This is a genomic window from Polynucleobacter sp. AP-Latsch-80-C2, assembly GCF_018882185.1.
GTDB lineage: Bacteria > Pseudomonadota > Gammaproteobacteria > Burkholderiales > Burkholderiaceae > Polynucleobacter.
This window is the reverse complement of the sequence record NZ_JACVOY010000004.1, coordinates 185,696-207,842: the sequence shown is the minus strand read 5'-3', so window position 1 is coordinate 207,842 and position 22,147 is coordinate 185,696. Positions and strand designations below refer to the sequence as shown.

General features: G+C 46.8%; 21 protein-coding genes. 13 read left to right on the top strand and 8 right to left on the bottom strand.

The features are described from left to right. Positions 1–6: 6 nt before the first annotated feature. From trpD to rpe, 4 genes are read right to left on the bottom strand one after another with little or no spacing between them, the layout of a single operon-like run. On the bottom strand, positions 7–1,032 hold the full coding sequence (gene trpD / locus ICN47_RS06510; RefSeq protein WP_216219077.1) for an anthranilate phosphoribosyltransferase: 1,026 nt from the start codon (positions 1,030–1,032) through the stop codon (positions 7–9). 12 nt (positions 1,033–1,044) lie between these two features. Next, positions 1,045–1,611: an aminodeoxychorismate/anthranilate synthase component II gene (locus tag ICN47_RS06505; protein WP_216219076.1), complete on the bottom strand. Its 567-nt coding sequence runs from the start codon at positions 1,609–1,611 to the stop codon at positions 1,045–1,047. After that, positions 1,595–3,100 (bottom strand): anthranilate synthase component I, encoded by a 1,506-nt coding sequence (gene trpE, locus ICN47_RS06500; protein WP_216219075.1) that lies wholly within the window; start codon positions 3,098–3,100, stop codon positions 1,595–1,597. Before trpE ends, ICN47_RS06505 begins: the two co-directional genes overlap by 17 nt. Further along, entirely contained in the window at positions 3,100–3,825 is a 726-nt protein-coding gene (gene rpe / locus ICN47_RS06495; protein ID WP_216219074.1) for a ribulose-phosphate 3-epimerase, read from the bottom strand. The genes trpE and rpe overlap by 1 nt, the downstream gene beginning before the upstream one ends. A gap of 49 nt (positions 3,826–3,874) precedes the next feature. Between rpe and apaG the strand changes: the two genes are divergently transcribed. The 3 genes from apaG to ICN47_RS06480 all read left to right on the top strand — a co-directional run bounded on the left by apaG (position 3,875) and on the right by ICN47_RS06480 (position 6,319). Then, positions 3,875–4,249, top strand: a complete 375-nt coding sequence (gene apaG, locus ICN47_RS06490; protein ID WP_028819232.1) for a Co2+/Mg2+ efflux protein ApaG — start codon at positions 3,875–3,877, stop codon at positions 4,247–4,249. Positions 4,250–4,335: 86 nt separating this feature from the next. Next, positions 4,336–5,517, top strand: coding sequence for a murein transglycosylase A (locus tag ICN47_RS06485; RefSeq protein WP_255538939.1), 1,182 nt, complete (start codon positions 4,336–4,338; stop codon positions 5,515–5,517). A gap of 25 nt (positions 5,518–5,542) precedes the next feature. Beyond that, positions 5,543–6,319 carry an enoyl-CoA hydratase gene (locus ICN47_RS06480; protein ID WP_216219073.1) on the top strand — a complete coding sequence of 259 codons (777 nt, stop codon included), beginning with the start codon at positions 5,543–5,545 and terminating at the stop codon, positions 6,317–6,319. Here the strand turns inward: ICN47_RS06480 and ICN47_RS06475 are convergent. Genes ICN47_RS06475 through bioA form a run of 4 tightly spaced genes read right to left on the bottom strand, consistent with a single transcriptional unit; the run spans position 6,316 to position 10,862 of the window. Continuing rightward, a complete protein-coding gene (locus tag ICN47_RS06475; RefSeq protein WP_216219072.1) occupies positions 6,316–7,512 on the bottom strand; it encodes a M20 aminoacylase family protein in 1,197 nt (398 codons plus the stop codon). The two genes, ICN47_RS06480 and ICN47_RS06475, sit on opposite strands and share 4 nt — an antisense overlap. 58 nt (positions 7,513–7,570) lie before the next feature. After that, on the bottom strand, positions 7,571–8,290 hold the full coding sequence (gene bioD, locus ICN47_RS06470) for a dethiobiotin synthase (protein ID WP_216219071.1): 720 nt from the start codon (positions 8,288–8,290) through the stop codon (positions 7,571–7,573). Beyond that, positions 8,287–9,519: an 8-amino-7-oxononanoate synthase gene (locus tag ICN47_RS06465; protein WP_216219070.1), complete on the bottom strand. Its 1,233-nt coding sequence runs from the start codon at positions 9,517–9,519 to the stop codon at positions 8,287–8,289. Before ICN47_RS06465 ends, bioD begins: the two co-directional genes overlap by 4 nt. Continuing rightward, entirely contained in the window at positions 9,516–10,862 is a 1,347-nt protein-coding gene (gene bioA, locus ICN47_RS06460; protein WP_216219069.1) for an adenosylmethionine--8-amino-7-oxononanoate transaminase, read from the bottom strand. Before bioA ends, ICN47_RS06465 begins: the two co-directional genes overlap by 4 nt. Before the next feature lie 89 nt (positions 10,863–10,951). On the opposite strand from bioA, the gene bioB reads away from it, so the two are divergent. The 10 genes from bioB (at position 10,952) to murD (ending at position 22,144) form a co-directional block, all read left to right on the top strand. Then, positions 10,952–11,989 (top strand): biotin synthase BioB, encoded by a 1,038-nt coding sequence (gene bioB / locus ICN47_RS06455; protein ID WP_216219068.1) that lies wholly within the window; start codon positions 10,952–10,954, stop codon positions 11,987–11,989. A 12-nt stretch (positions 11,990–12,001) separates the two neighbouring features. Beyond that, positions 12,002–12,631, top strand: a complete 630-nt coding sequence (gene coq7 / locus ICN47_RS06450; protein ID WP_216862625.1) for a 2-polyprenyl-3-methyl-6-methoxy-1,4-benzoquinone monooxygenase — start codon at positions 12,002–12,004, stop codon at positions 12,629–12,631. Between the two features lie 298 nt (positions 12,632–12,929). Beyond that, entirely contained in the window at positions 12,930–13,358 is a 429-nt protein-coding gene (gene mraZ / locus ICN47_RS06445; RefSeq protein ID WP_216219112.1) for a division/cell wall cluster transcriptional repressor MraZ, read from the top strand. A gap of 12 nt (positions 13,359–13,370) precedes the next feature. Next, a complete protein-coding gene (gene rsmH / locus ICN47_RS06440) occupies positions 13,371–14,321 on the top strand; it encodes a 16S rRNA (cytosine(1402)-N(4))-methyltransferase RsmH (protein WP_216219067.1) in 951 nt (316 codons plus the stop codon). Beyond that, positions 14,318–14,584 carry a cell division protein FtsL gene (gene ftsL, locus ICN47_RS06435; RefSeq protein WP_216219066.1) on the top strand — a complete coding sequence of 89 codons (267 nt, stop codon included), beginning with the start codon at positions 14,318–14,320 and terminating at the stop codon, positions 14,582–14,584. The genes rsmH and ftsL overlap by 4 nt, the downstream gene beginning before the upstream one ends. Then, complete coding sequence (locus tag ICN47_RS06430; protein WP_216219065.1) at positions 14,581–16,353, top strand: penicillin-binding protein 2; 1,773 nt, start codon at positions 14,581–14,583, stop codon at positions 16,351–16,353. The genes ftsL and ICN47_RS06430 overlap by 4 nt, the downstream gene beginning before the upstream one ends. Then, a complete protein-coding gene (locus ICN47_RS06425) occupies positions 16,350–17,900 on the top strand; it encodes a UDP-N-acetylmuramoyl-L-alanyl-D-glutamate--2,6-diaminopimelate ligase (protein ID WP_216219064.1) in 1,551 nt (516 codons plus the stop codon). The genes ICN47_RS06430 and ICN47_RS06425 overlap by 4 nt, the downstream gene beginning before the upstream one ends. Then, complete coding sequence (gene murF, locus ICN47_RS06420) at positions 17,900–19,348, top strand: UDP-N-acetylmuramoyl-tripeptide--D-alanyl-D-alanine ligase (RefSeq protein WP_255538938.1); 1,449 nt, start codon at positions 17,900–17,902, stop codon at positions 19,346–19,348. The genes ICN47_RS06425 and murF overlap by 1 nt, the downstream gene beginning before the upstream one ends. Next, a complete protein-coding gene (gene mraY / locus ICN47_RS06415) occupies positions 19,339–20,508 on the top strand; it encodes a phospho-N-acetylmuramoyl-pentapeptide-transferase (RefSeq protein ID WP_216219063.1) in 1,170 nt (389 codons plus the stop codon). Before murF ends, mraY begins: the two co-directional genes overlap by 10 nt. Positions 20,509–20,521: 13 nt before the next feature. Then, complete coding sequence (murD, locus tag ICN47_RS06410; RefSeq protein ID WP_216219062.1) at positions 20,522–22,144, top strand: UDP-N-acetylmuramoyl-L-alanine--D-glutamate ligase; 1,623 nt, start codon at positions 20,522–20,524, stop codon at positions 22,142–22,144. Positions 22,145–22,147 lie beyond the last annotated feature (3 nt).

Genomic DNA, 22,147 nt, shown 5'->3' with positions numbered 1-22,147 from the left:
AAATAATTACTTAGATTGGGTTGCGCTAACAAAGGCGTCGAGTTTTTGACGGGCGGCGCCTGAACTAATTGCTGCTTGAGCCATCGCAATGCCACTGGCAATATCTTTAGCCACGCCAGCAACATATAAGGTAGCACCAGCATTAAGACAGACGATGTCACTTGCTGCCCCAGGTTTATTGTCAATCACGTCTAAAACGATTTTCTTTGACTCTTGGGCATTAGCTACTTTGAAGCTATTTGTAGGGGCTGTATTCAGGCCAAAGTCTTTAGGGTGGATCTCGTACTCACGAACTGCGCCATCTTTGAGTTCGCCGACTAGAGTTGGTCCTTCCAGAGAAATTTCATCCAAGCCATCGCGGCCATAGACTACGAGGGCATGTTCCATACCTAGGGCTTGCAACACCCGTGCCTGAATGCCCACTAGATCCGCATGAAAGACGCCCATCAGGATGCGCTTTGCATCAGCTGGGTTGGTGAGTGGCCCCAGGATATTGAAAATAGTGCGTACACCCAATTGTTTGCGAATCGGTACGACATTTTTCATGGCAGGGTGATGGTTAGGTGCAAACATGAAGCCGGCACCCACTGTAGAAATACACTTTGCTACTTGCTCTGCTGACAGCGCAAGATTCACTCCTAAGGCTTCTAGTACATCAGCGCTACCGGATTTACTACTGACGCTGCGATTGCCATGCTTGGCAATCTTGGCGCCAGCTCCTGCAGCAACAAACATAGCTGCAGTAGAAATATTAAAAGTATGGGCACCATCACCGCCAGTTCCTACGACATCCACGAGGTGGGTGCGATCTTCTACGTGTACTGAAGTTGCAAATTCACGCATGACTTGAGCTGCTGCTGCTATTTCTCCAACGGTCTCTTTCTTAGTACGCAAAGCTACCAACAGACCTGCCACCAGTTCAGGAGACATTTCGCCACTCATGATGAGGCGCATCATCGCCGTCATCTCATCATGAAAGAGTTCACGATGTTCAATACAGCGTTGTAGGGCTTCTTGTGGAGTAATGGGCATGGCGCTGAGGACTTATTTATTTTGCAGAAAATTCTTGAGCAAGGCGTGACCATGTTCAGACAGAATGGACTCTGGATGGAACTGCACACCTTCTACTGCAAGCTCACGATGGCGTACGCCCATAATCTCGCCGTCTGAAGAGGTGGCTGTTACTTCGAGTACGTCTGGTAATGAGCTCTTCTCAATTGCTAGAGAGTGATAGCGGGTGACTTTAAAAGGATTAGGTAAGTCCTTAAAAACGCCTACGCCAGTGTGATGAATATCATCCGTCTTGCCGTGCATGACTTTTTGTGCGCGAACAATATTGCCCCCAAAGGCTTCACCAATGGCTTGGTGACCAAGGCAAACACCCAGAATCGGAATGTGTCCCGCATAGCGCTTAATGGTACCAACAGAAATACCAGCCTCCGCAGGGCTACAGGGGCCAGGTGAAATGCAGATACGCGCAGGATTAAGTTTTGCAATATCTTCTACTGCAATTTCATCATTCCGAAATACTTTTACCTCTTCCCCAAGTTCTGCAAAATATTGCACGAGGTTATAGGTAAACGAATCGTAGTTATCAATCATGAGGAGCATCGAGACCTCCTTGTACTAAATCAGCAGCAGTCAGGACGGCACGTGCTTTTGCTTCGGTTTCTTTCCACTCGGCAGTTGGGTCGGAGTCGGCTACAACGCCAGCACCTGCTTGTGAGTGCAGCATGCCATCACGAATCACGCCCGTTCTGATCGCAATTGCAACATCCATATCACCTGAGAAGGAGAGGTAACCAACCGCGCCCCCATAAACTCCACGCTTCACAATTTCCATTTCATCAATGATTTCCATCGCACGAATTTTGGGTGCTCCAGAGAGAGTGCCTGCTGGGAAGGTGGCGCGCAATACATCCATATTGCTCATATTGTCTATAAGGTGACCTTCTACTGAACTCACAATATGTTGCACATGGGAGTACTTTTCAATCGACATTGAGTCGGTCACTTTGACTGAGCCCGTTTTGGCGATACGACCAACGTCGTTGCGCGCCAAATCAATCAACATCACATGCTCAGCAATTTCTTTGGGATCAGCCAAGAGCTCTTTGGCAAGCCGCTCATCTTCATCAGGATTAGCGCCGCGAGGACGAGTCCCTGCGAGTGGGCGAATAGTCACAATTTTTTCTGCAGCCCGTTTTTCTTGGCGTACCAAAATCTCAGGAGAAGATCCTACGATTTGCATATCGCCAAAATCGTAGAAATACATATAAGGCGATGGATTCAGAGAGCGCAAGGCTCTATAGAGGGCCAATGGTGAGTCTGTGAAAGGCTTGCTGATCCGCTGTCCAATCACCACCTGCATGCAGTCGCCCGCCAAAATATATTCTTTGGTTTTCAGTACAGCCTTCTCAAAATCTTCCGCTTTAAATTTTCTGATTAACTCAGTCTTCGCGCTTGGTAACGATGCAGGCATAGCAACTGGCTTAGAAAGACAGGCTAATAATTCTTTTAATCTGGCTTGAGTGCTATCAAAAGTATCGGGCTTACTTGGATCGGCATAAACGATCAAATAAATTTTGCCTGCAACGTTATCAATGACTGCTAACTCTTCGGTAAGCATCAGTTGAATATCTGGTACTCCTAACTCATCTGGTAATTCATGTTGGGCAAGACGCGATTCAATATAGCGAACGGTGTCATATCCAAAATAACCAGCTAAGCCTCCGCAAAAGCGTGGTAAGCCAGCTTCAACCGAAACTTTAAAGCGCTTGAAATAAGCGTCAACGAAGTCGAGGGGATTATCCGTGTTGGTCTCGACAACTTTGCCATCAGTAATCACCTGATTCACTGGTGCCAAAGGAGTGCCAACGGTTTTGACAATTGTCTTGGCGGGCAGGCCAATAAAGGAGAAGCGGCCAAAACGTTCGCCACCCAAAACCGATTCCAAAAGATAGGTATTGGTCTTACCAAATGCTTGTGTCAGTTTGACGTACAGGGATAGTGGAGTCTCAAGATCAGCAAGCACTTCCTTCACCAAAGGAATGCGATTGAAACCCTGCTTAGCGAGGGCGTTAAATTCTTCGCGCTGCATTACGCTTTACTCAACTTTCCTAATTCCGTGTGCATAGATTCAATCACACTGGCGTAATTGTCTTTGCCAAAAATTGCTGAACCAGCAACAAAAGTATCTGCGCCAGCTTTGGCAACTTGTGCAATGTTGTCTACCTTGATACCGCCATCAACTTCAAGGCGAATATGGCGCCCAGTTTCTGCTTGGTATTGGTCTAAGCGCGCTCGCACCAGAGCAATTTTATTCAGAGTGCTGGGAATGAAAGACTGACCACCAAAACCTGGATTCACTGACATCAATAAAACTAAATCGAGTAACTCAAGCGTATGGTCGAGATGATCTAAGGGAGTGGCGGGATTTAAAACCAATCCTGCTTGACATCCTTGATCTCGAATCAAGTTGAGTGTGCGATTAACGTGTGGACTAGCTTCTGGATGAAAGCTGATGATGTTAGCGCCAGCTTTTGCAAAATCAGGAACGATGCGATCAACCGGTTCAATCATGAGGTGAACATCAATCATGGCTGGTTTGCCATCTTTTAGGGCATGCGGACGAATTGCCTCACAAACTAAAGGGCCAATGGTGAGGTTGGGAACATAGTGGTTGTCCATCACGTCAAAGTGAATCCAGTCAGCGCCGGCCGCTAGGACATCTTGGACTTCCTTGCCCAGGCAGGCAAAGTCAGCCGACAAAATGGAGGGGGCGATAACAAATTGGCTATGAGACGGTGATTTTTGGCTTTCCATCCCTAGATTCTAGCTTGCAGTTGGCCTTGGGATGGAGCAGAATTCGTGCATGAACCCCCACGAAATAAGCATTACGGTCAAGACCCAGTACCTTCCTGAGCAATCTGACCCCGATAACCGTCAATTTGCCTTCGCCTATACGGTCACTATTCGCAATACTGGTACAGCCAGTATCCAGCTCATAGCCCGCCATTGGTTCATTACGGATGGGGATAACGAGGTTCAGGAGGTTCGGGGCTTAGGTGTTGTTGGGCAACAACCCTTATTACGTACCGGCGAACAATTTGAGTACACCAGCTGGGCGACTTTGCCCACGCCAGCGGGCACGATGCGTGGTGAGTATTTTTGCGTCACTGAGGAGGCTCAGTTTTTCCAAGCGCCTATCCCAGAGTTTGCGTTAGTAATGCCGCGTACCCTGCATTAAAACGCTATTTTTTGCCCTTACCTGTCCAAAGGACAATAAATAACAAAAGTCCCAATGCAATTGCACCTTCAAGAACAAAGAGCAGCATGGGGTATTCATCGAATAATTTGGCAATCATGTTTTCAATATTTAAATTTATACAGCCGGTAACAAAACAAACTTTAGTAGCAAGTGTATTCGCTATCCTGATTGGTGGTTTGATTGCGGGTTGCTCAACCCCACCTACGCGAGGCACGGGATATCGCTCTGGCTCAGGTGCAGCGCCAACAAATTACAGCTCTCCGATCGCCAGTTTTAATGCCGTCTCCTGGCAAGCCTTGCCAGGCTGGCAGGTAGATGACTTATCTCAGGCTTGGCCTGCATGGTTGAGAAGTTGTGAGGCACTACGTAAGCGCAATAGTGAAATCAATTGGCGTCAGGTCTGCTCTCAAGTTAGCAATGTTTCAGCAAAAGACTCTCAAGCTATTCGGCGATATTTTGAAGACAATTTTCAGGCTTATGAAATTCGCAATAGCGCAGGTAGTGAAATGGGTTTGATTACTGGTTATTACGAGCCCGTCATGAATGGTTCACAAACTCGCACAGGTGCTTTCACCATACCTCTCTATGCTTATCCCAATGTATGGCGGCAAGCAAGACCTAATCCGGGCTCAAGCCGCGCGGAGTTGATGAGCTCAGGTATTTTGAAGGGTTCCGAGATTGCTTGGGTTCAGGACCCAGTGGCAGCAGCCTTTATGCAAATTCAAGGATCGGGAAAAATTCGTTTGCAAGATGGGCGCGTGTTGCGTTTAGGTTATGCCGGAACCAATGAACAACCATTTAAATCTTTTGCACAATGGTTGCTCGACAGAAAAGAAATTACCCGTAGCGAAGCAACCATGCAGGGAATCTCGCAATGGGCAAAACGCAATCCCGATCGCGTCAATGAAATGCTCAATGCCAATCCGCGCTTTGTCTTTTTTAAAGAGCTTCCTGAAAATGTCAGTACCGATCTCGGCCCTACGGGCGCCTTAAATGTCCCCTTAACGTCTGAGCGCAGTATTGCTATTGATTTGCAAGCAATGCCCCTTGGCGCACCAGTATTTTTGGCAAGCACCAAACCCCTGAGCGATCAACCTTTGCAAAAATTGGTGATGGCCCAAGATACGGGAAAAGCGATTGTGGGAGGCGTTCGCGCCGACTACTATTGGGGTTCAGGGGATGCTGCTGGAGAAATGGCCGGGCGCATGAAACAAAATGGCAAGATGTGGGTATTGCTACCTCGCTAATTGAATACACCTTAGAAAGAAAACGATGAGCTACAAAACTATTTTGACTGACGTGGATGGTAAGGTTGCCACCATTACCCTCAATCGCCCTGAGGTTCTCAATGCACTGAACGACGAATTGATGAATGAGTTGGGCACAGCTTTATTGGGTTTTGATGCCAATGACAACATTGGTTGCATCATCATCACCGGTAGCGAGAAAGCATTTGCTGCTGGTGCAGATATCGCTTCGATGGCAAAGTATGGATTTAAAGATGTCTATCGCGAAGATTTTATTTCTCGCAACTGGGAAGAAATGAAAAAAGTGCGTAAGCCTGTAATTGCAGCTGTTTCTGGATATGCCCTTGGTGGTGGTTGTGAGTTAGCGATGATGTGCGACACCATTATGGCTGCAGACAATGCCAAGTTTGCACAGCCCGAAGTAAAGTTAGGGATCATTCCCGGTGCCGGCGGAACCCAGCGTTTGCCACGCGCAGTATCCAAAGCAAAAGCAATGGATTTGGCGTTGACGGGTCGCATGATGGATGCCGCAGAGGCAGAGCGAGCAGGCTTGGTAGCGCGTATCTTCCCACAGGCAGATCTATTGAAAGAAGTAAAAGCGATCGCCAAAGGTATTGCGGATATGCCTTTGCTCACTGCGATGATGGTGAAAGAGGCGATCAACACAGCTTATGAAACAACGCTGTCTGAGGGTATTCATTTTGAGCGTCGCTTATTCCACGCTTGCTTTGCAACGAACGATCAAAAAGAAGGTATGGCGGCGTTTATGGAAAAACGCCCAGCCAAATTTACGAACTCTTAATCTTGTTCTAGGTAGCGCTGAGCAAGCTTGATCCAATAGCTTACGCCTACCGGAATAAGAGCATCGTTAAAGTCGTAGGAAGGATTGTGAAGATGGCATGGGCCCATGCCATGACCTGCTGAGCGATGGTCACCATCACCATTGCCTAAGAATACATAGCAACCCGGCTTCTCAAGTAAGAAGAATGCAAAATCTTCTGCACCCATCGTTGGATCTATTGAGGTATCGACGTTTTGAGGGCCAACAACCTCACCCATGACTTCAGCAGCAAAAGCCACCTCTTTGTCATAATTAATTAAAGGCGGGTAGCTTCTTCTAAAAACAATTTCTGCCTGACAATCAAATGCACCAGCAACGCTATGGGAGATTTCTCGAAGGCGTTGTTCAATGAGATCTAGTACTTCTAATGTAAAGGTGCGAACTGTGCCGCCAATGAACGCGCTATCCGGAATGACATTACTGGTTTCGCCTGCATGAAATTGGGTAATCGACAAAACGGCTGCATCGACAGGGCGCTTATTGCGTGTAATGATGCTTTGCAATGCCTGCACAACTTGAACTCCAGTAAGTACTGGATCAGCGCTGTTATGCGGTAAAGCAGCATGACCGCCTTTGCCTTTGATGGTGATTTCAAAAGCATTACTTGAGGCCATCATCGGCCCGGTGGTAACGCCAAAGCTACCTTCAGCTAAACCAGGCCAATTGTGTAAACCAAAAATAGCATCACAGGGAAACTCTTTGAAGAGACCGTCTTTAATCATCTCTTTTGCACCAGCGCCGCCTTCTTCGGCTGGCTGGAAAATGAAGACAACGGTTCCTTTGAAATCCCGATGATTCGATAAATATTGAGCAGCACCTAGCAACATGGCGGTGTGGCCATCATGGCCACAGGCGTGCATTTTTCCAGGGTTACGGGAAGTATGTTCGAAAGTGTTGTGCTCTTGCAGTGGGAGAGCATCCATATCAGCGCGCAGGCCGATCATTTTTCCTGGCCCCAGATCGCCATCTAAACGACCAACTACGCCAGTCTTACCCATGCCACGGTAAACCGAAATACCCCAACTAGCGAGAGCTTCAGCGACGAGATCGGAGGTGCGATTCTCTTCAAAGCGCAACTCAGGGTGAGCATGAATATTGCGTCGAATATCTTGGATATCTTTTGCGGAATCGATAATTTCTGGAAGTAAATGCATGCCTTCATCTTATCCGAAAATGTATTCAGATGCGCCTTGAAGCCTAGCTACAGGGTCTTTAGGGCCTTGGCAGGCTTAGGTGCTGCGCAGCAAATGAGAGCGCTGCGATTGAATATGGTGCGTTATTGGGTTTTTGCAGGGATTTTGGCAAAGTGGGTATGCACCCTAGAAAAGGGGCAGGTATTTTTGAAATGAGCGTCTGAATATTTTGATCCAGCAGCGGCATTTCAGTTGAGAGTGAGTTGGCAATCCAGCCGGCAATCTTCAAATGACGCGATTTGATGGCTTCGCAAGTGAGTAATGCATGGTTAATACAGCCTAATTTCATACCTACAACCAGGATGATCGGTAAACCTAGGCTTTGAGCCAAATCCCCAAGATCCTCTTGAGTGTTCAGAGGGATTAAAAAACCACCAGCTCCCTCAACAATGACAGCGTCACCCTGTTTGCAGATCTGCTGATAAGCCTGGGTAATAGTGTTGAGATTTAATGGTTGTTGTTGTTTTTCGGCGGCAAGATGCGGTGCGGCAGCCATCTCCAGCAGGTAGGGGCAAAGCTCCATTTGCTCAGGCTCTAAACCAGAAGCAAGACGTAAGGTTTCTACATCTTCATTGAGTAGTTTTCCTTGAGCGTCTTGATAGCATCCTGCTGCTACAGGTTTAAAGCCTAAGGCTGTAAATCCTGCTTCGCGCAACTTCAAAATCAACGCACCAGACACTAGTGTTTTGCCAACCTCAGTATCTGTACCAGTAACAAAATATCCCTTAGCTTGACTCATGATGTACTTGCCAAAACCTCTCGCTCAATCGTTTGTAGAGTGCGAATCAGTTGACGCACATCATCAACGCTATGGTTGGCTGAGAAAGTGATGCGTAAGCGTGCGCTACCAGCGGGTACAGTGGGCGGACGTATTGCTGGAATCCAATATCCTGCTTTATCTAACTGACTTGCCGCCAAAAGAGCGTTGGCATTACTACCCAGAATGACTGGCTGAATTGGTGTACGAGAAGGTGCTTTTTCCCATTGAGAAAAAATCATTTCTTGTTGCCAAATCCCAATCAATTCCGATAATTTCGCTCTGCGCTCTTGGCCTTCCGGGCCTTCAATCATCTCAATGCTTTTGAGGAGGGCATGAGCAATCGCTGGCGGTGTAGCAGTGCTGTAGATATAAGGGCGACCCTTTTGGATGAGCCATTCGATAAAGGAATCTTGGGCACAAATAAAGGCGCCACTAACTCCCGCAGCTTTGCCTAACGTGCCAACATAAATGATGCGAGCGGAGTTCAGATTTTCTTGTTCCAAAATCCCGTGACCTTGTTTGCCTAGCACTCCAAATCCGTGAGCATCATCAATCAACAACAGCGCATCAAATTCTTCGGCAATTTTCAGGAGTGCTTGCACAGGCGCAAGATCACCATCCATACTAAAAACACCATCAGTCACGATGAGCTTTAGAGGTCTCAAGTCTTTCTGCAAATCTGCTCTTAAAGAGTCCAGCTGTTGGTGATTAAACAAGGTAATGGAGGCTTTATCTTGAGCGCTAGCCAAACGAACGCCGTCGATGAGGGAGGCATGATTGAGTTTGGCTGAGTAGATGCTGGCTTCGCCCGCGGGCGCCAGTCTTACAAGGCCAGTAATTGCAGTGAGATTGGCAAGATAGCCTGTACTAAAAAATAATGCGCGCGCTTTAGGAATATGGGGGCTCTGAAACGAGGCTAATTTCTTTTCCAATAACTCATGGGCAACGCTGTGACCACTAATTAAATGGGAGGCGCCACTCCCAGCGCCATACAGTTGTGCGCCCTGGGCTAGTGCGCTAATCAGAGCAGGGTGATTGGCAAAACCCAAATAGTCATTGCTACAAAAGGCAGTTACTTCACGTCCGTTGATTGTTATCTTGGTATCGCATGCTGAGTCCGTAACGCGTAACTGACGTCTCAGTAGTTGCGCATCCAAATCGGCAATTTGTTTTTCAGCCAGGTTCATGGCATTAAACGAATGGGTCATAACAAAACCTGCTCAAGTGCGCCCGCTACATTTTTGCCCATTTGCATTGCTTCATCTGTGCTCAAGATATAAGGCGGCATGACATAGATAGTGTTACCGATCGGTCTAATCAGCAAACCTTGATCAATGCATGCAGAAAACATCTCTCGTGCAAAAGTTTTGGAGTTCTTTAAATATTTTTCCTTAACATCGAAAGCCAAGATCATGCCTTTTTGCCGCCAATGCTCAATGCGTTCGTCAGACTTTGCCCACGCAAATGCATTTGCTAAATCGCGAGTGCGCGCTTTATTTTTTTCTAGAACATTTTCAGTTTCAAATATATCTAGGCAAGCAAGAGCGGCGGCACAGGCCAGTGGATTTCCAGTGTAAGAGTGAGAGTGCAAAAATCCATGCTTGGTTTCTTCTCTGTAAAACGCACGATAGATTTTGTCTGTGGTGAGGCACAGTGAGAGTGGGAGATACCCACCGCTAATCCCTTTTGAGAGCGTCAGGAAGTCAGGCCAGATCTGGGCTTGTTCGCAAGCGAAAAAAGTACCAGTGCGTCCACAACCTACGGCGATCTCATCGGCAATTAAGTGAATGCTGAAGCGATCACACAGGGCGCGTACTAGACGAAGGTATTCTGGTGAATACATTGCCATTTGTCCTGCGCATTGCACAAGGGGTTCAACAATAATCGCAGCAATATTCTCATGTTCTTTTTCAAACAGAATTTCCAATTCTGCTGCAGCGTGTTTCGCAACATCTTCCGCAGTCTCTCCGGATTTAGCTTTGCGTGCATCTGGAGATGAGACAGTAAAGACGTCTTGTAAGAGCGAGCCATAGGCTTCACGGAAGATCGCAACATCGGTTACGGCTAACGCACCTAGAGTTTCACCGTGATAGCCGTTTTGGAGACAAACAAATTTTTTCTTCTGAGGCTTCTGATTCAGATTCCAATAATGGTGACTCATTTTGAGTGCAATCTCGACCGCAGAGGCACCATCAGATGCGTAAAAAACGTGACCTAAGTTCCCCTGGGTAAGTGCAGATAATTTTTCAGAAAGCTCCACTACTGGTTGGTGAGTAAATCCAGCGAGCATCACATGCTCAATTTTTTCTAGTTGCTTGGTAATGGCTAGGTTGATGCGGGGATTGGCATGACCAAAGAGGTTGGTCCACCATGAACTAATGCAATCGAGCAGAGCATTTTCAGCTTCGTCATAGAGCCAGGCTCCTTTTCCGCTGGCAATAGCAATCAAGGGAAAAGATTCGTGCTGCTTCATCTGGGTACAGGGATGCCAAACAGCAGCCAAACTGCGATCCACCAGGGAGGATTGATTTAGATCAGAAATAACCTTCATGTTTGGTATTTGACCACTAGTTTTTCCTAAATTAAGCCTGTATCTGTTATGTTTATGGCTTGAATTGACCTATTTTCTGGAATTTACCTATGTTGGACACTCAAACCGTAGAAAAACCCCTCACTCTCGTGAAATCTCAAGCGAATTTACGTAAAGAGGTGGATGCTTCTGGGGAATGGTCGGTTGCACAAATAGAGGCCTTATTTGACCTGCCTTTTAATGAGCTCATGCTCAAAGCCCAGGAGACCCACAAAGCCTTTTTTCCTGAGGGCGATGTTGAGCTGGCTACCTTGTTATCAATTAAGACTGGTGGCTGTCCTGAGGATTGTGGCTACTGCCCGCAAGCGGCCCGTTATGACACGGACGTTAAAGCTGAAAAGTTGATGGGTCTAGAGGAAGTCCTCGAAGCGGCTAAAGCGGCTAAGGCTGCTGGCTCAAACCGCTTTTGTATGGGTGCCGCTTGGCGTGAACCCAAGGACCGCGATATTGAGAAAGTCACAGCCATGATCAAGGGTGTTAAAGCTCTCGGTCTGGAGACTTGCGCTACCTTAGGGATGTTAGAGGCTGATCAGGCCCAAGCATTGCAAGAGGCTGGACTGGACTTTTATAACCATAACCTAGATACCAGCGAGGATTTTTACCGTTCTGTCATTTCTACTCGCGGCTATCAGGATCGTTTGGATACGATCTCCAATGTTCGTGCGGCAGGCATGTCTGTTTGCTGTGGCGGTATTGTGGGTATGGGCGAATCCCGTGAGCAACGCGCAGCCTTTCTGGCCCGTTTAGCCAATTTGAGCCCTTATCCTGAGTCGGTCCCAATCAATCACCTGGTGCCGGTTGCCGGCACTCCTTTGGCCGATCAAAAGCCTTTAGATCCCCTGGAATTTGTAAGAACTATTGCGGTTGCACGTATCACGATGCCCAAGGCACGAGTGCGTTTATCTGCCGGGCGTCAGGAATTAGGACGCGCAGTTCAGGCAATGTGCTTTATGGCTGGCGCCAACTCGATTTTTTATGGTGAGCAACTACTCACTACCGGTAATCCCGAGGCAGAACAAGACCGCGCCCTTTTGGCTGAACTTGGCTTAAAAACCAAGCAAAGCTGCAAAGCCGAAGTTTTAGTCTAGTTTTTTAAGTCTATGTCTCCGATAGATCGCCTCATTATTGAGTTTGATACGGCTTTGCGTTCGGTGGTCGGTGGCGCAAATGCACAACGCTCTACCCCCGGTTCTGAACACAACTCAAAATCAGTTTTGGATGCGCAAGAGCGCAAACATGCCGCTGGATTAATGCGCGTTAACCATGTGGGTGAAGTTTGCGCTCAAGCGCTCTACCAATCTCAAAAATTAGTGGCACGAAATCCGCAAATTCAGGAGATGCTTAGTCACTCGGGACAAGAGGAAATGGATCACCTTGCATGGTGCGAAACCCGCCTCCAAGAGCTAGGTTCTCATACGAGTTACCTCAATCCGTTTTGGTATGCGGGATCCTTTGCAATCGGCTTGGCAGCTGGCTTAGCGGGCGATAAGTGGAGTTTAGGTTTTGTAGCTGAAACTGAAAAACAAGTTGAAAATCATTTAGAGAGTCATCTTGAAAAATTACCGCAAGAAGACCATCGCTCACGTGCGATTGTTGAGCAAATGCGAGTAGATGAAATTGAGCATGGACAGGCAGCCTTGCAAGCGGGCGGGGCAGTATTGCCAGAGCCTATTCAAAAAATGATGCAGATAATGTCAAAAGTAATGACAAGCACTGCTTACAAAATTTAAATTTGAATTACCTATCCGAGAATCAATTTTTGAATAATTTTGTTATGTTTTGATTTAGGCTACTGTTTTTAAATACAGTATATTGATGCATTATCTAGCTCTATAGCTAAGATCTATTCTTAAGTATATTTTCCAAGCCATTGTTTCAAGTAGCTATTTTACTATCACCATTTTGTGAACACATGACGCTAAGTGTTTGTAAACACTAGAGAATTTCCCAAAAAAATACCCAAAAACACTTGACCCCCTATTAGTGATCCTCTAAAGTGGGAGGAAGTGTGAAAAAGTGGGGTAAATGGTGTTTCAAGGTGCGTCAGCTCTCAATTTAGATGCAAAAGGTCGGATGTCTGTTCCGGCTAAGCATCGTGACGCCTTGTTAGTTCAAGGTGAGGGCCGTATCACGCTCACAAAACACCCCGATGGTTGTTTACTCCTCTTCCCAAGACCAGAGTGGGAGACTTTTCGAACAAGGGTTGCGCAATTGCCGATGGATGCCCACTGGTGGCGCAGAATTTTTCTTGGTAATGCTGCTGAATTGGATTTGGATAGCGCTGGCCGTATTTTGGTGAGCCCAGAATTACGTGCAGCAGCTGGTATCGAAAAAGAAATCATCTTGCTGGGCATGGGAAGTCACTTGGAGTTGTGGGATGCAGCAACATACGCCGCAAAAGAACAGGCTGCCATTGCACAAGGCATGCCTGAAGCACTCAAGCAATTTAATTTTTGATGACAGGGTGCCATGAACATGATTCATCGCCCAGTGTTACTGGCCGAGGCGGTGACGGCGCTAATCAGCGGCCCACTCATTCAAGAACAAAACCCAACAAAAAATATTTTGCTGATCGATGGAACGTTTGGGCGCGGTGGTCATACCCAAGCCTTGCTCAAGCAATTGCCAACATCGGCGCAGATGATTTCCTTCGACAAGGATTTGGATGCGATCGCAGTAGCTCAGCAGATCAACGATCCGCGCCTGAGAATTGTGCACGACAGTTTTGCGCAAATGGATCAATACGCAGAACCAGAATCAGTCGATGGAATTTTGTTGGATTTGGGAATCAGTTCGCCTCAGGTAGACGAAGCACATCGCGGTTTTTCATTTCGTCGCGAAGGTCCGCTCGATATGCGCATGAATACGGACCATGGTCTAACAGCTGCTCAGTGGTTGGAGCAAGCGCCGCAGGAGGAAATCACACACGTGATTAAGACTTACGGAGAAGAGCGTTTTGCATTTCAAATTGCGAAGGCTATTGTGGCCAAGCGCGAAGAAGGCTTGTCTCCGCAAACTACGACACAGCTTGCCAGCCTGGTAGCAAGTGTGGTGCGCACTCGTGAGGCTGGCCAAGATCCCGCCACCAGAACTTTTCAAGCATTACGAATTTTTATCAATCGCGAATTAGAAGATTTAGAGCTTGGTTTAAAGGCAGCACTGCGTTTATTAAAACCAGGAGCAAGATTGGCGGTAATTAGTTTTCATTCTTTAGAAGACCGTATCGTGAAACAGTTTTTGCAGGCGCATTCAAAAGTGGATGTGCCTCGGGGTCTGCCGGTGCGTGAAAAAGATTTACCGCAAAGCGAATTAGAAATTATTGGACGCGTGAAACCGAGCGATGCAGAGGTTTCAGAAAATCCTCGTGCTCGTTCTGCCATTATGCGTGTAGCAGAAAAGCGCATGGGGGAGTTAGTATGAACCGCGCTACCTTAACATTGCTCGCTTTGCTATTGGTTTGCGCTCTATCGCTAGTGGCGGCACAGCAGCGCGCACGGAAATTATTTCTTGCTCAAGAACACGCCCAAATTGAAGAGCGTAAATTAAATCAAGAATGGCTGCGCTTAGAGTATGAACAGCGCAATCTTTCTAAATCTGCCCGTATTCGTGATGTAGCACGCAATCAACTGCATATGTCACCGATTTCTCCTGAACGTACCTTGTACTTGAGAGAGGTCAAATGAGGCCGGTAGGATTTTCAACTTCTCCTAATTTAGTTTTGCGTCTGCCGATGTGGCGGTCACGCTTAATGCTATTCCTGCTGTTCTTCGTCTTCATGTTGCTATTAATCCGAGCTTTTTGGATTCAAGGTCCGGGAAATGCATTTTATGAAGCCAAAGGTGTGCGTGGTACGCAGCGCGAATTAGAGTTGCCTGCAAGTCGTGGAAAAATTCTAGATCGCAATGGTCAAGTGATTGCTACTAGCTTAGAAGCAAAGTCTGTCATCGCCTATAACGATACGGTGCCAGATGATCTATCTGCCGAGAAAGTCAAAAGTCTGGCTAATCTCTTGCAAATCAGTGAACCAGAGTTGCGCAAAAAACTCAAAGAAGAGCGTAAGCAGGTTTTCTTAAAGCGCCAGGTTGATCCTGTAGTGGCGCAGCAAATTAAGCAATTGGAAATTCCAGGGATTGGTTTGAACAATGAATATCGTCGCTTTTATCCAGAAGGCGAAGCGATGGCGCACGTTGTAGGTTTTACGAACGTCGAAGATCGTGGTCAGGAAGGTATGGAGCTCTCCAGAGAGAAGGAGCTCGCCGGACATCCAGGACAAAGAAGAGTGGTGGTAGATCGTCTTGGTCGAGTTGTAGAAGAGATGGCGATTTTGCAATTGCCTCAAAACGGAAAAGACTTAAATCTATCGATTGATAGCAAAATTCAATTTCTTGCCTATAACGCAGTAAAGAATGCGGTTGAAGAGCATCATGCAAAAGCGGGTGGTGCGGTGGTTTTAGATACTCAGACTGGTGAGATCTTGGCTTTGGCAAATTATCCAAGTTATAACCCAAACGATCGTAAATATTTAACCGGCGAACAATTGCGTAACCGGGTTTTAACTGACACCTTTGAGCCAGGCTCGACTATGAAGCCTTTAACAATTTCAATTGCATTAGAAAAGGGTGCCATTGCGCCAAATACCAATATGGTCATCGGCGCTAAGTATCTTATTGGCCCAAAGCCTATTACGGACACTCACCCATATGGAAATTTAACAGTAGCCCAGATCATTCAGAAGTCTAGCAATATTGGTACTGCAAAAATTGCCATGAACTATCTTTCTGCGCAAGAAATGTGGGATTTGTATACAGCGGCTGGATTTGGGCAGGCTCCGAAGATTGGCTTCCCAGGCGCCGTTGCTGGGACATTACATCCTTATAAAAAATGGGTTCCTTCTGATCAGGCGCGTATTGCGTTTGGTTATGGTGTTTCTGCTTCGCTCTTTCAGGTAGCGCGTGCCTACACGATCTTTGCGCGTGATGGCGAGCTAGTACCGTTAACCATTGAACGTAGTCCAGAAGTTAAGCCGGGTACACCAGTGATTTCTGCTAAGACTGCGATTGAGATGCGCAGCATGCTCGAGACAGTAACTGAGCCAGGCGGTACTGCAATTAAAGCGCAAGCTGAAGGTTTCCGCGTTGGCGGTAAGACGGGCACAGCTCATAAATTGGTGGGCAAAGGCTATGGCAATAAATACCGCGCCTATTTTGCAGGCTTAGCGCCAATTAGTGCTCCTCGTATTGTGGTGGCAGTAATGATCGATGAACCGACTGGTGGCAGTCATTATGGTGGCGACGTTGCGGCCCCTGTCTTTTCTGCGATTGTCAGTGAAACCTTGCACACCTTAAATGTCCTGCCTGATGCCAAAGTGAAGCAAATGGTGTTGCAAGATAAAGCACCGGAAGAAAGCCGTACGGCAAATGTACAAGCCCAGCATGTGGTTCTGAAAAGATGAGGGTGGCGTTGAATATAGAACCCAATCGCTTGATTGAATACTTACATAGCCTAGTAGATAGCTCTGCTAAGGTGAGTGCAGATAGTCGCCAGATTCGGTCTGGCGACATCTTTTTTGCCTATCCAGTGGGTCACGGCAACGCCTTACGTGATGGTCGTCAATATATTGATGCAGCACTATCTAATGGTGCAGCAGTTGTAGTGTTTGATCCAGCAGATTTTGGCGCGCAATATTTAGATCATCCACATTGCGTTGCAGTAGAAAATCTTGCAGCTAATGCGGGAGATCTTTGTGCGCAATGGTATGGCTATCCCAGCAAGCAATTGCAAATAATTGGCGTAACCGGCACCAATGGGAAAACCAGCATTAGTCAGTGGTTAGCAAGCGCCTTAGATGGTGTAGATCATCGCACTGCCGTACTAGGAACCTTAGGAACGGGTTTTGTTGGCAATCTGGTTCAGACTGGTTACACCACTCCGGATGCGCCGCGTTTGCAAACGCAATTACAAGAGTTGCTCGAGGCTGGCGCTAAACAAGTGGTTATGGAAGCGTCCTCCCATGCCCTAGAACAAGGTCGTATTGCCGGTATTGAATTTAATTGTGCGGTATTTACTAACCTCACTCAAGATCATTTGGATTACCACGGCAATATGGCGAATTATGCCGATGCAAAAGCGAAGCTATTTCAAATGGCGGGTCTTGAGCATGCAGTCATTAATTTTGACGATGCATTTGGTCGCGAATTAGCGATGCAGTTGTTAGCAAAGGGCGCTGTCAAAGTATGGGCATATGCACTAAGCAAAGCAGCATTAAGTGGCTTTGAGAAATTTGGTGATCGACTTCAACGAGTCTATGTAAATGACTGCGTCCTCAATGGCGTCGGTTATGACACTGAGTTTATTCATGAGGGTGTGAGCTTAAATGCAATACACATTCCGGTTGTAGGTGAATTTAATTTAAGTAATGCTTTGGCAGTGTGGGCTGTACTGCTGACGCAGGGGTTAAGTGCGGATGAGGCAAGCAAGCGTGTTACAAAGTTGCGCCCTGTTCCAGGACGCATGGAATTAATCTCCTTGGGTAACAGTGCTAAGTCCGATGGTTTGATGGTCATTGTTGACTATGCACATACTCCAGATGCTTTACAGAAGACCTTGCAAGCGATTCGTCCGATTGCAGATCAGCGCCATGGAAAAATTTGGTGCGTCTTTGGCTGCGGAGGCGATCGCGATAACGGTAAACGTGCCCAAATGGGTGCGGTTGCGGAGAAGCTAGCGCATCACATCATTATTACTAGCGATAATCCTCGCTCGGAAGATCCCCAGGACATCATGAACATGATTAAGGCGGGTACTAGCGATCAGGCTCAGAATATTCAAATGATTGCCGATCGTGCTGCTGCCATCATGGCAGCAGTTCGTCACGCGGATGCTTGCGATATTGTTTTGGTAGCTGGTAAAGGCCATGAAACGTCACAAGAAATTAATGGCAAAAAATTCGATTTCTCTGACCAGGAACATATTCTCTTGGCAGCCGGGGGTGTAGTCTGATGTCGCTGATGGCAACCCTCTCATCGCTTCAGGCAATGTTGCCTGGCAGCACACTGATCAATACTAGTGAACTTGCCGCTCAGAAAATCAATATTTCTAGGGTCGGAACAGATAGTCGCCAGATTGATGCAGATGAATTATTTGTAGCGCTAACGGGTGAGCGTTTTGATGCGCATGATTTTTTATCCGATGTAGCTAAAGCGGGTGCGGGCGCTGCACTGATCAGTACGCAGGATAAGTGCCCCAAAGAATTAGCGGCGATTTGTGTCCCCGACACTAGAGTTGGACTTGGACTCTTAGCTGCCGCTTGGCGTGCAAAACATTCGATTCCTTTGGCATTGGTAACTGGCAGCAATGGCAAGACTACGGTTAAAGAAATGATTGCTGCGATTTTTAAGGCAGCAGTTGGTGAAGATTGTACCCTGGTGACTAAAGGCAATCTGAATAACGATATTGGTTTGCCATTAACTTTATTGAAGCTACGCTCAACAGATAAGTTGGCGGTAGTGGAGTTGGGAATGAATCACCCAGGCGAGACAACAGTATTGGCAGCCATTGCCCGGCCTAATATTGCATTAATCAATAACGCGCAGCGTGAACATCAAGAATTCATGGCAACAGTCGCTGCTGTTGCTGAGGAGCATTCAGCAGCAATTAAGGCTTTGCCTTTAAATGGGGTGGCAGTATTTCCTGCGGATTCTGAGTTTGGCAACGTATGGCGCAAAGCGGCTGCCGGTCGCAAGATCATGGACTTTGTATTGAACTCTGGTTCAGCAAATGATAGTGCAGCTGTCACAGGGCGACTTTTAAATAATGGCCGAGTGCAAGTGCAGGCCGGGCAAGTTACGGTCGAGATTCAACTCAATACCTTAGGTAGTCATAACGTACGCAATGCTTTGGCAGCATGTGCTGTTGCTCTAGCTGCAGGTGTCAGTCTTGAAAAAATTAAGCAAGGTCTTGAGGCCTTTACACCTGTAAATGGTCGTATGCAGGCTAAGTCAATGGATTCCAATCACACCCTCATTGACGATAGCTATAACGCAAATCCAGATTCAGTTCGTGCTGCAATCGACGCTTTGAAAGCGGCCGGTAATGGAGCTTGGTTAATTTTGGGTGATATGGGTGAAGTGGGTAATCAAGGGCCAGAGTTTCATCGTGAAGTAGGCGCATATGCAGCCGCGCAAGGCGTAGATAAATTGTTTGCTCTTGGTGAGCAATGTCAGTTTGCGATCGCTGGCTTTGAAGAAAGTAAGCAAACACTTTCACTGACTGCCAGCTCTCAGCATTTTGCAGATATGGATTTACTCATTTCAACCTTAAGAAATGAATTACAGAATCAAGCGGTACATAGCAGCAGACATTTGAATATTTTGGTTAAAGGCTCTCGTTTTATGCGTATGGAGCGTGTAGTACAAGCTTTGTTAGAGGAGGCTAAAGCATGCTCTTAGCCTTAGCGCAATGGTTACAGGACGATTTTGGATTTTTCCGGGTCTTTAACTACATCACCTTTAGAGCGGTAATGGTAACAGTGACTGCTTTGTTGATTGGCCTAGCAGCTGGCCCATGGGTCATTCGGAAGTTGAGTGAATTGAAGATGGGTCAGGCTGTCCGTACGGATGGACCACAAACCCATTTAGTAAAGTCTGGCACCCCAACGATGGGTGGAGTGCTGATTTTGATTGGTATTTTTGTTTCATGCATGTTGTGGGCAGACTTAAGCAATCGCTTTATTTGGATTGTGATGATTGTTACGTTTGGCTTTGGTTTGATTGGTTGGGTTGATGACTACCGCAAGGTCGCTCGTAAGGACCCTAAGGGTATGGCTTCAAGAGAAAAATTCTTTTGGCAAACGCTGATAGGTTTGTTTGCTGCAATCTATCTGGCTTTTTCTGTTTCAGAAGTGAACAACCTTAAAGTATTGCAACTCTTTTATGAGTGGGTAAAAAGTGGGTTTGCATTAGATCTTCCAGCCAAGACCAATTTACTACTCCCCTTCATTAAGGAAGTTAGCTATCCCTTGGGCATGATGGGTTTCATTATTTTGAGTTACCTAGTCATCGTAGGTAGTAGTAATGCTGTGAATTTGACAGATGGCCTTGATGGCTTGGTCATCATGCCAGTCATTTTGGTGGGCGCCGCATTAGGCGCATTTGCCTATGTGATGGGTAATGCAATTTATGCCAAATATTTATTGTTCCCCTACATCCCAGGTGCTGGTGAGCTCATGATCTTCTGCGGTGCTATGGGTGGAGCTGGTTTGGCATTCCTTTGGTACAACACGCATCCTGCACAAGTATTTATGGGTGATGTCGGTGCACTTGCATTGGGCGGAGCTTTGGGAACCATAGCAGTCATCGTTAGACAAGAAATCGTACTGTTTGTCATGGGTGGCATTTTTGTTGCAGAAACATTTTCAGTGATGTTGCAGGTGTTCTGGTTTAAGTTCACCAAGAAGCGCTATGGAGAAGGTAGACGTATTTTCCGCATGGCACCTTTACATCACCACTTTGAATTAGGTGGCTGGAAAGAAACACAAGTGGTGGTTCGTTTCTGGATCATCACCATCCTTTTAGTCTTAATTGGCTTATCAAGCTTGAAGTTACGGTGAGTCAATAATCCATATGCTTAATTTAGAAAATATTTTCGCCAACCCTGCTGCCATAGCTGATGCAGGCTATGAAGCCCCACATCGTTTTCTGATTTTGGGTCTAGGGGAGTCAGGCTTGGCCATGGCGAAATGGTGTTTGCGTAATGGCGCTCAAGTGCGCATGGCAGATACACGCGATGAGTCTACATTATCGGCCCGCCAACTCGCTTGGGTTGATGAGTTAAGAATGGTGGGCTTAAAGGATATTCAATTTGGCCCTTTAGCTGATGACTTGCTAGTCGACATTGATGTCATTGGTATTAGTCCGGGCCTATCTCCATTGCAGGAGCCTGCTCAGTCCTTCTTAGTGAAGGCCAGAAAATCGAGAATCGATGTCTGGAGCGAGATTGAATTTTTTGCGCGAGCCATTGCTGCCCTAAGCCGTATGGCCCTGGAAACCCAATCAGCCTATGCATCTACTGTCTTAGCGGTCACTGGCACGAATGGTAAAACAACTACCACTGCATTGACTGGGCAATTGTGTGAGCGAGCCGGCAAGAAAGTTGCCGTTGCGGGAAATATTAGCCCAGCAGCGCTAGAGAAATTAATGTCTTGTTTGGATACATCTGATCAGCTTGAAGATATGCCAGATATTTGGGTATTAGAGTTATCTAGCTTTCAGTTGGTCTATACCTATTCTTTAAATGCAGCAGCAGCAACAGTTCTCAACCTCTCTCAAGATCATTTGGATTGGCATGGAGATATGCAGAGCTACGCAGCTGCGAAAGCCAATATATTTGGCAAAGACACTATTTGTATCTTGAATCGTGATGATGATTTAGTCATGAAGCTATTAACTGACGACCAAAAGGCAGAGCATTCGATAGTGACGTTTGGGGCTAATCGACCTGATGAGCAGGGTGCTTTTGGCATTGAGCATGATTTACGTGCAGGCGGAATTGATTGGCTGGTATGGGCTGAGGTTGATGAAGATCTTGAGCCAAAGCCGAAGCGGCGTCGTAAAGGCGCTGCAGTAGAAGAAGATGAGCCTTTACGTTTAAAACGTTTAATACCAGCCGATGCACTACGTATTCGGGGGCGTCACAATGCCTTGAACGCCTTAGCCGCATTAGCTTTGGCAAGAGCCGCCAATTTACCGATGAATGTTTTATTGCATGGATTGCGTGATTATCATGGCGAGCCACATCGTGTTCAAAGTATTGCCATCGTCAAAGATGTGGAATATATCGATGATAGCAAAGGCACGAATGTCGGTGCTACTGTTGCAGCCTTAAATGGCTTGGGTAACAGTGAATCTGGAAAGAGAATCTGGTTGATCGCTGGTGGCGATGGCAAAGGGCAAGACTTTGGTCCCTTACGTGAGCCAGCCTTACGTTTTGTTAAAGGCATCTTCTTAATTGGTAAGGATGCAGAAAAAATTGCTGAGGTTCTGAGTGATGAAGTGGCATGCATTCTCAGCGCTACCTTACCAGCAGCCGTTCAAGCAGCAGCAGCGCAAGCGCAGTCTGGAGACTTGGTTTTACTCTCGCCAGCTTGTGCAAGTCTTGATCAATTCCGCGACTACGTTGAGCGCGCTGAATTATTTGCTTCTGAGGTAGAAGAATTGGGAATGCGTTTCGAAGGAGTTCAAGTATGAGCC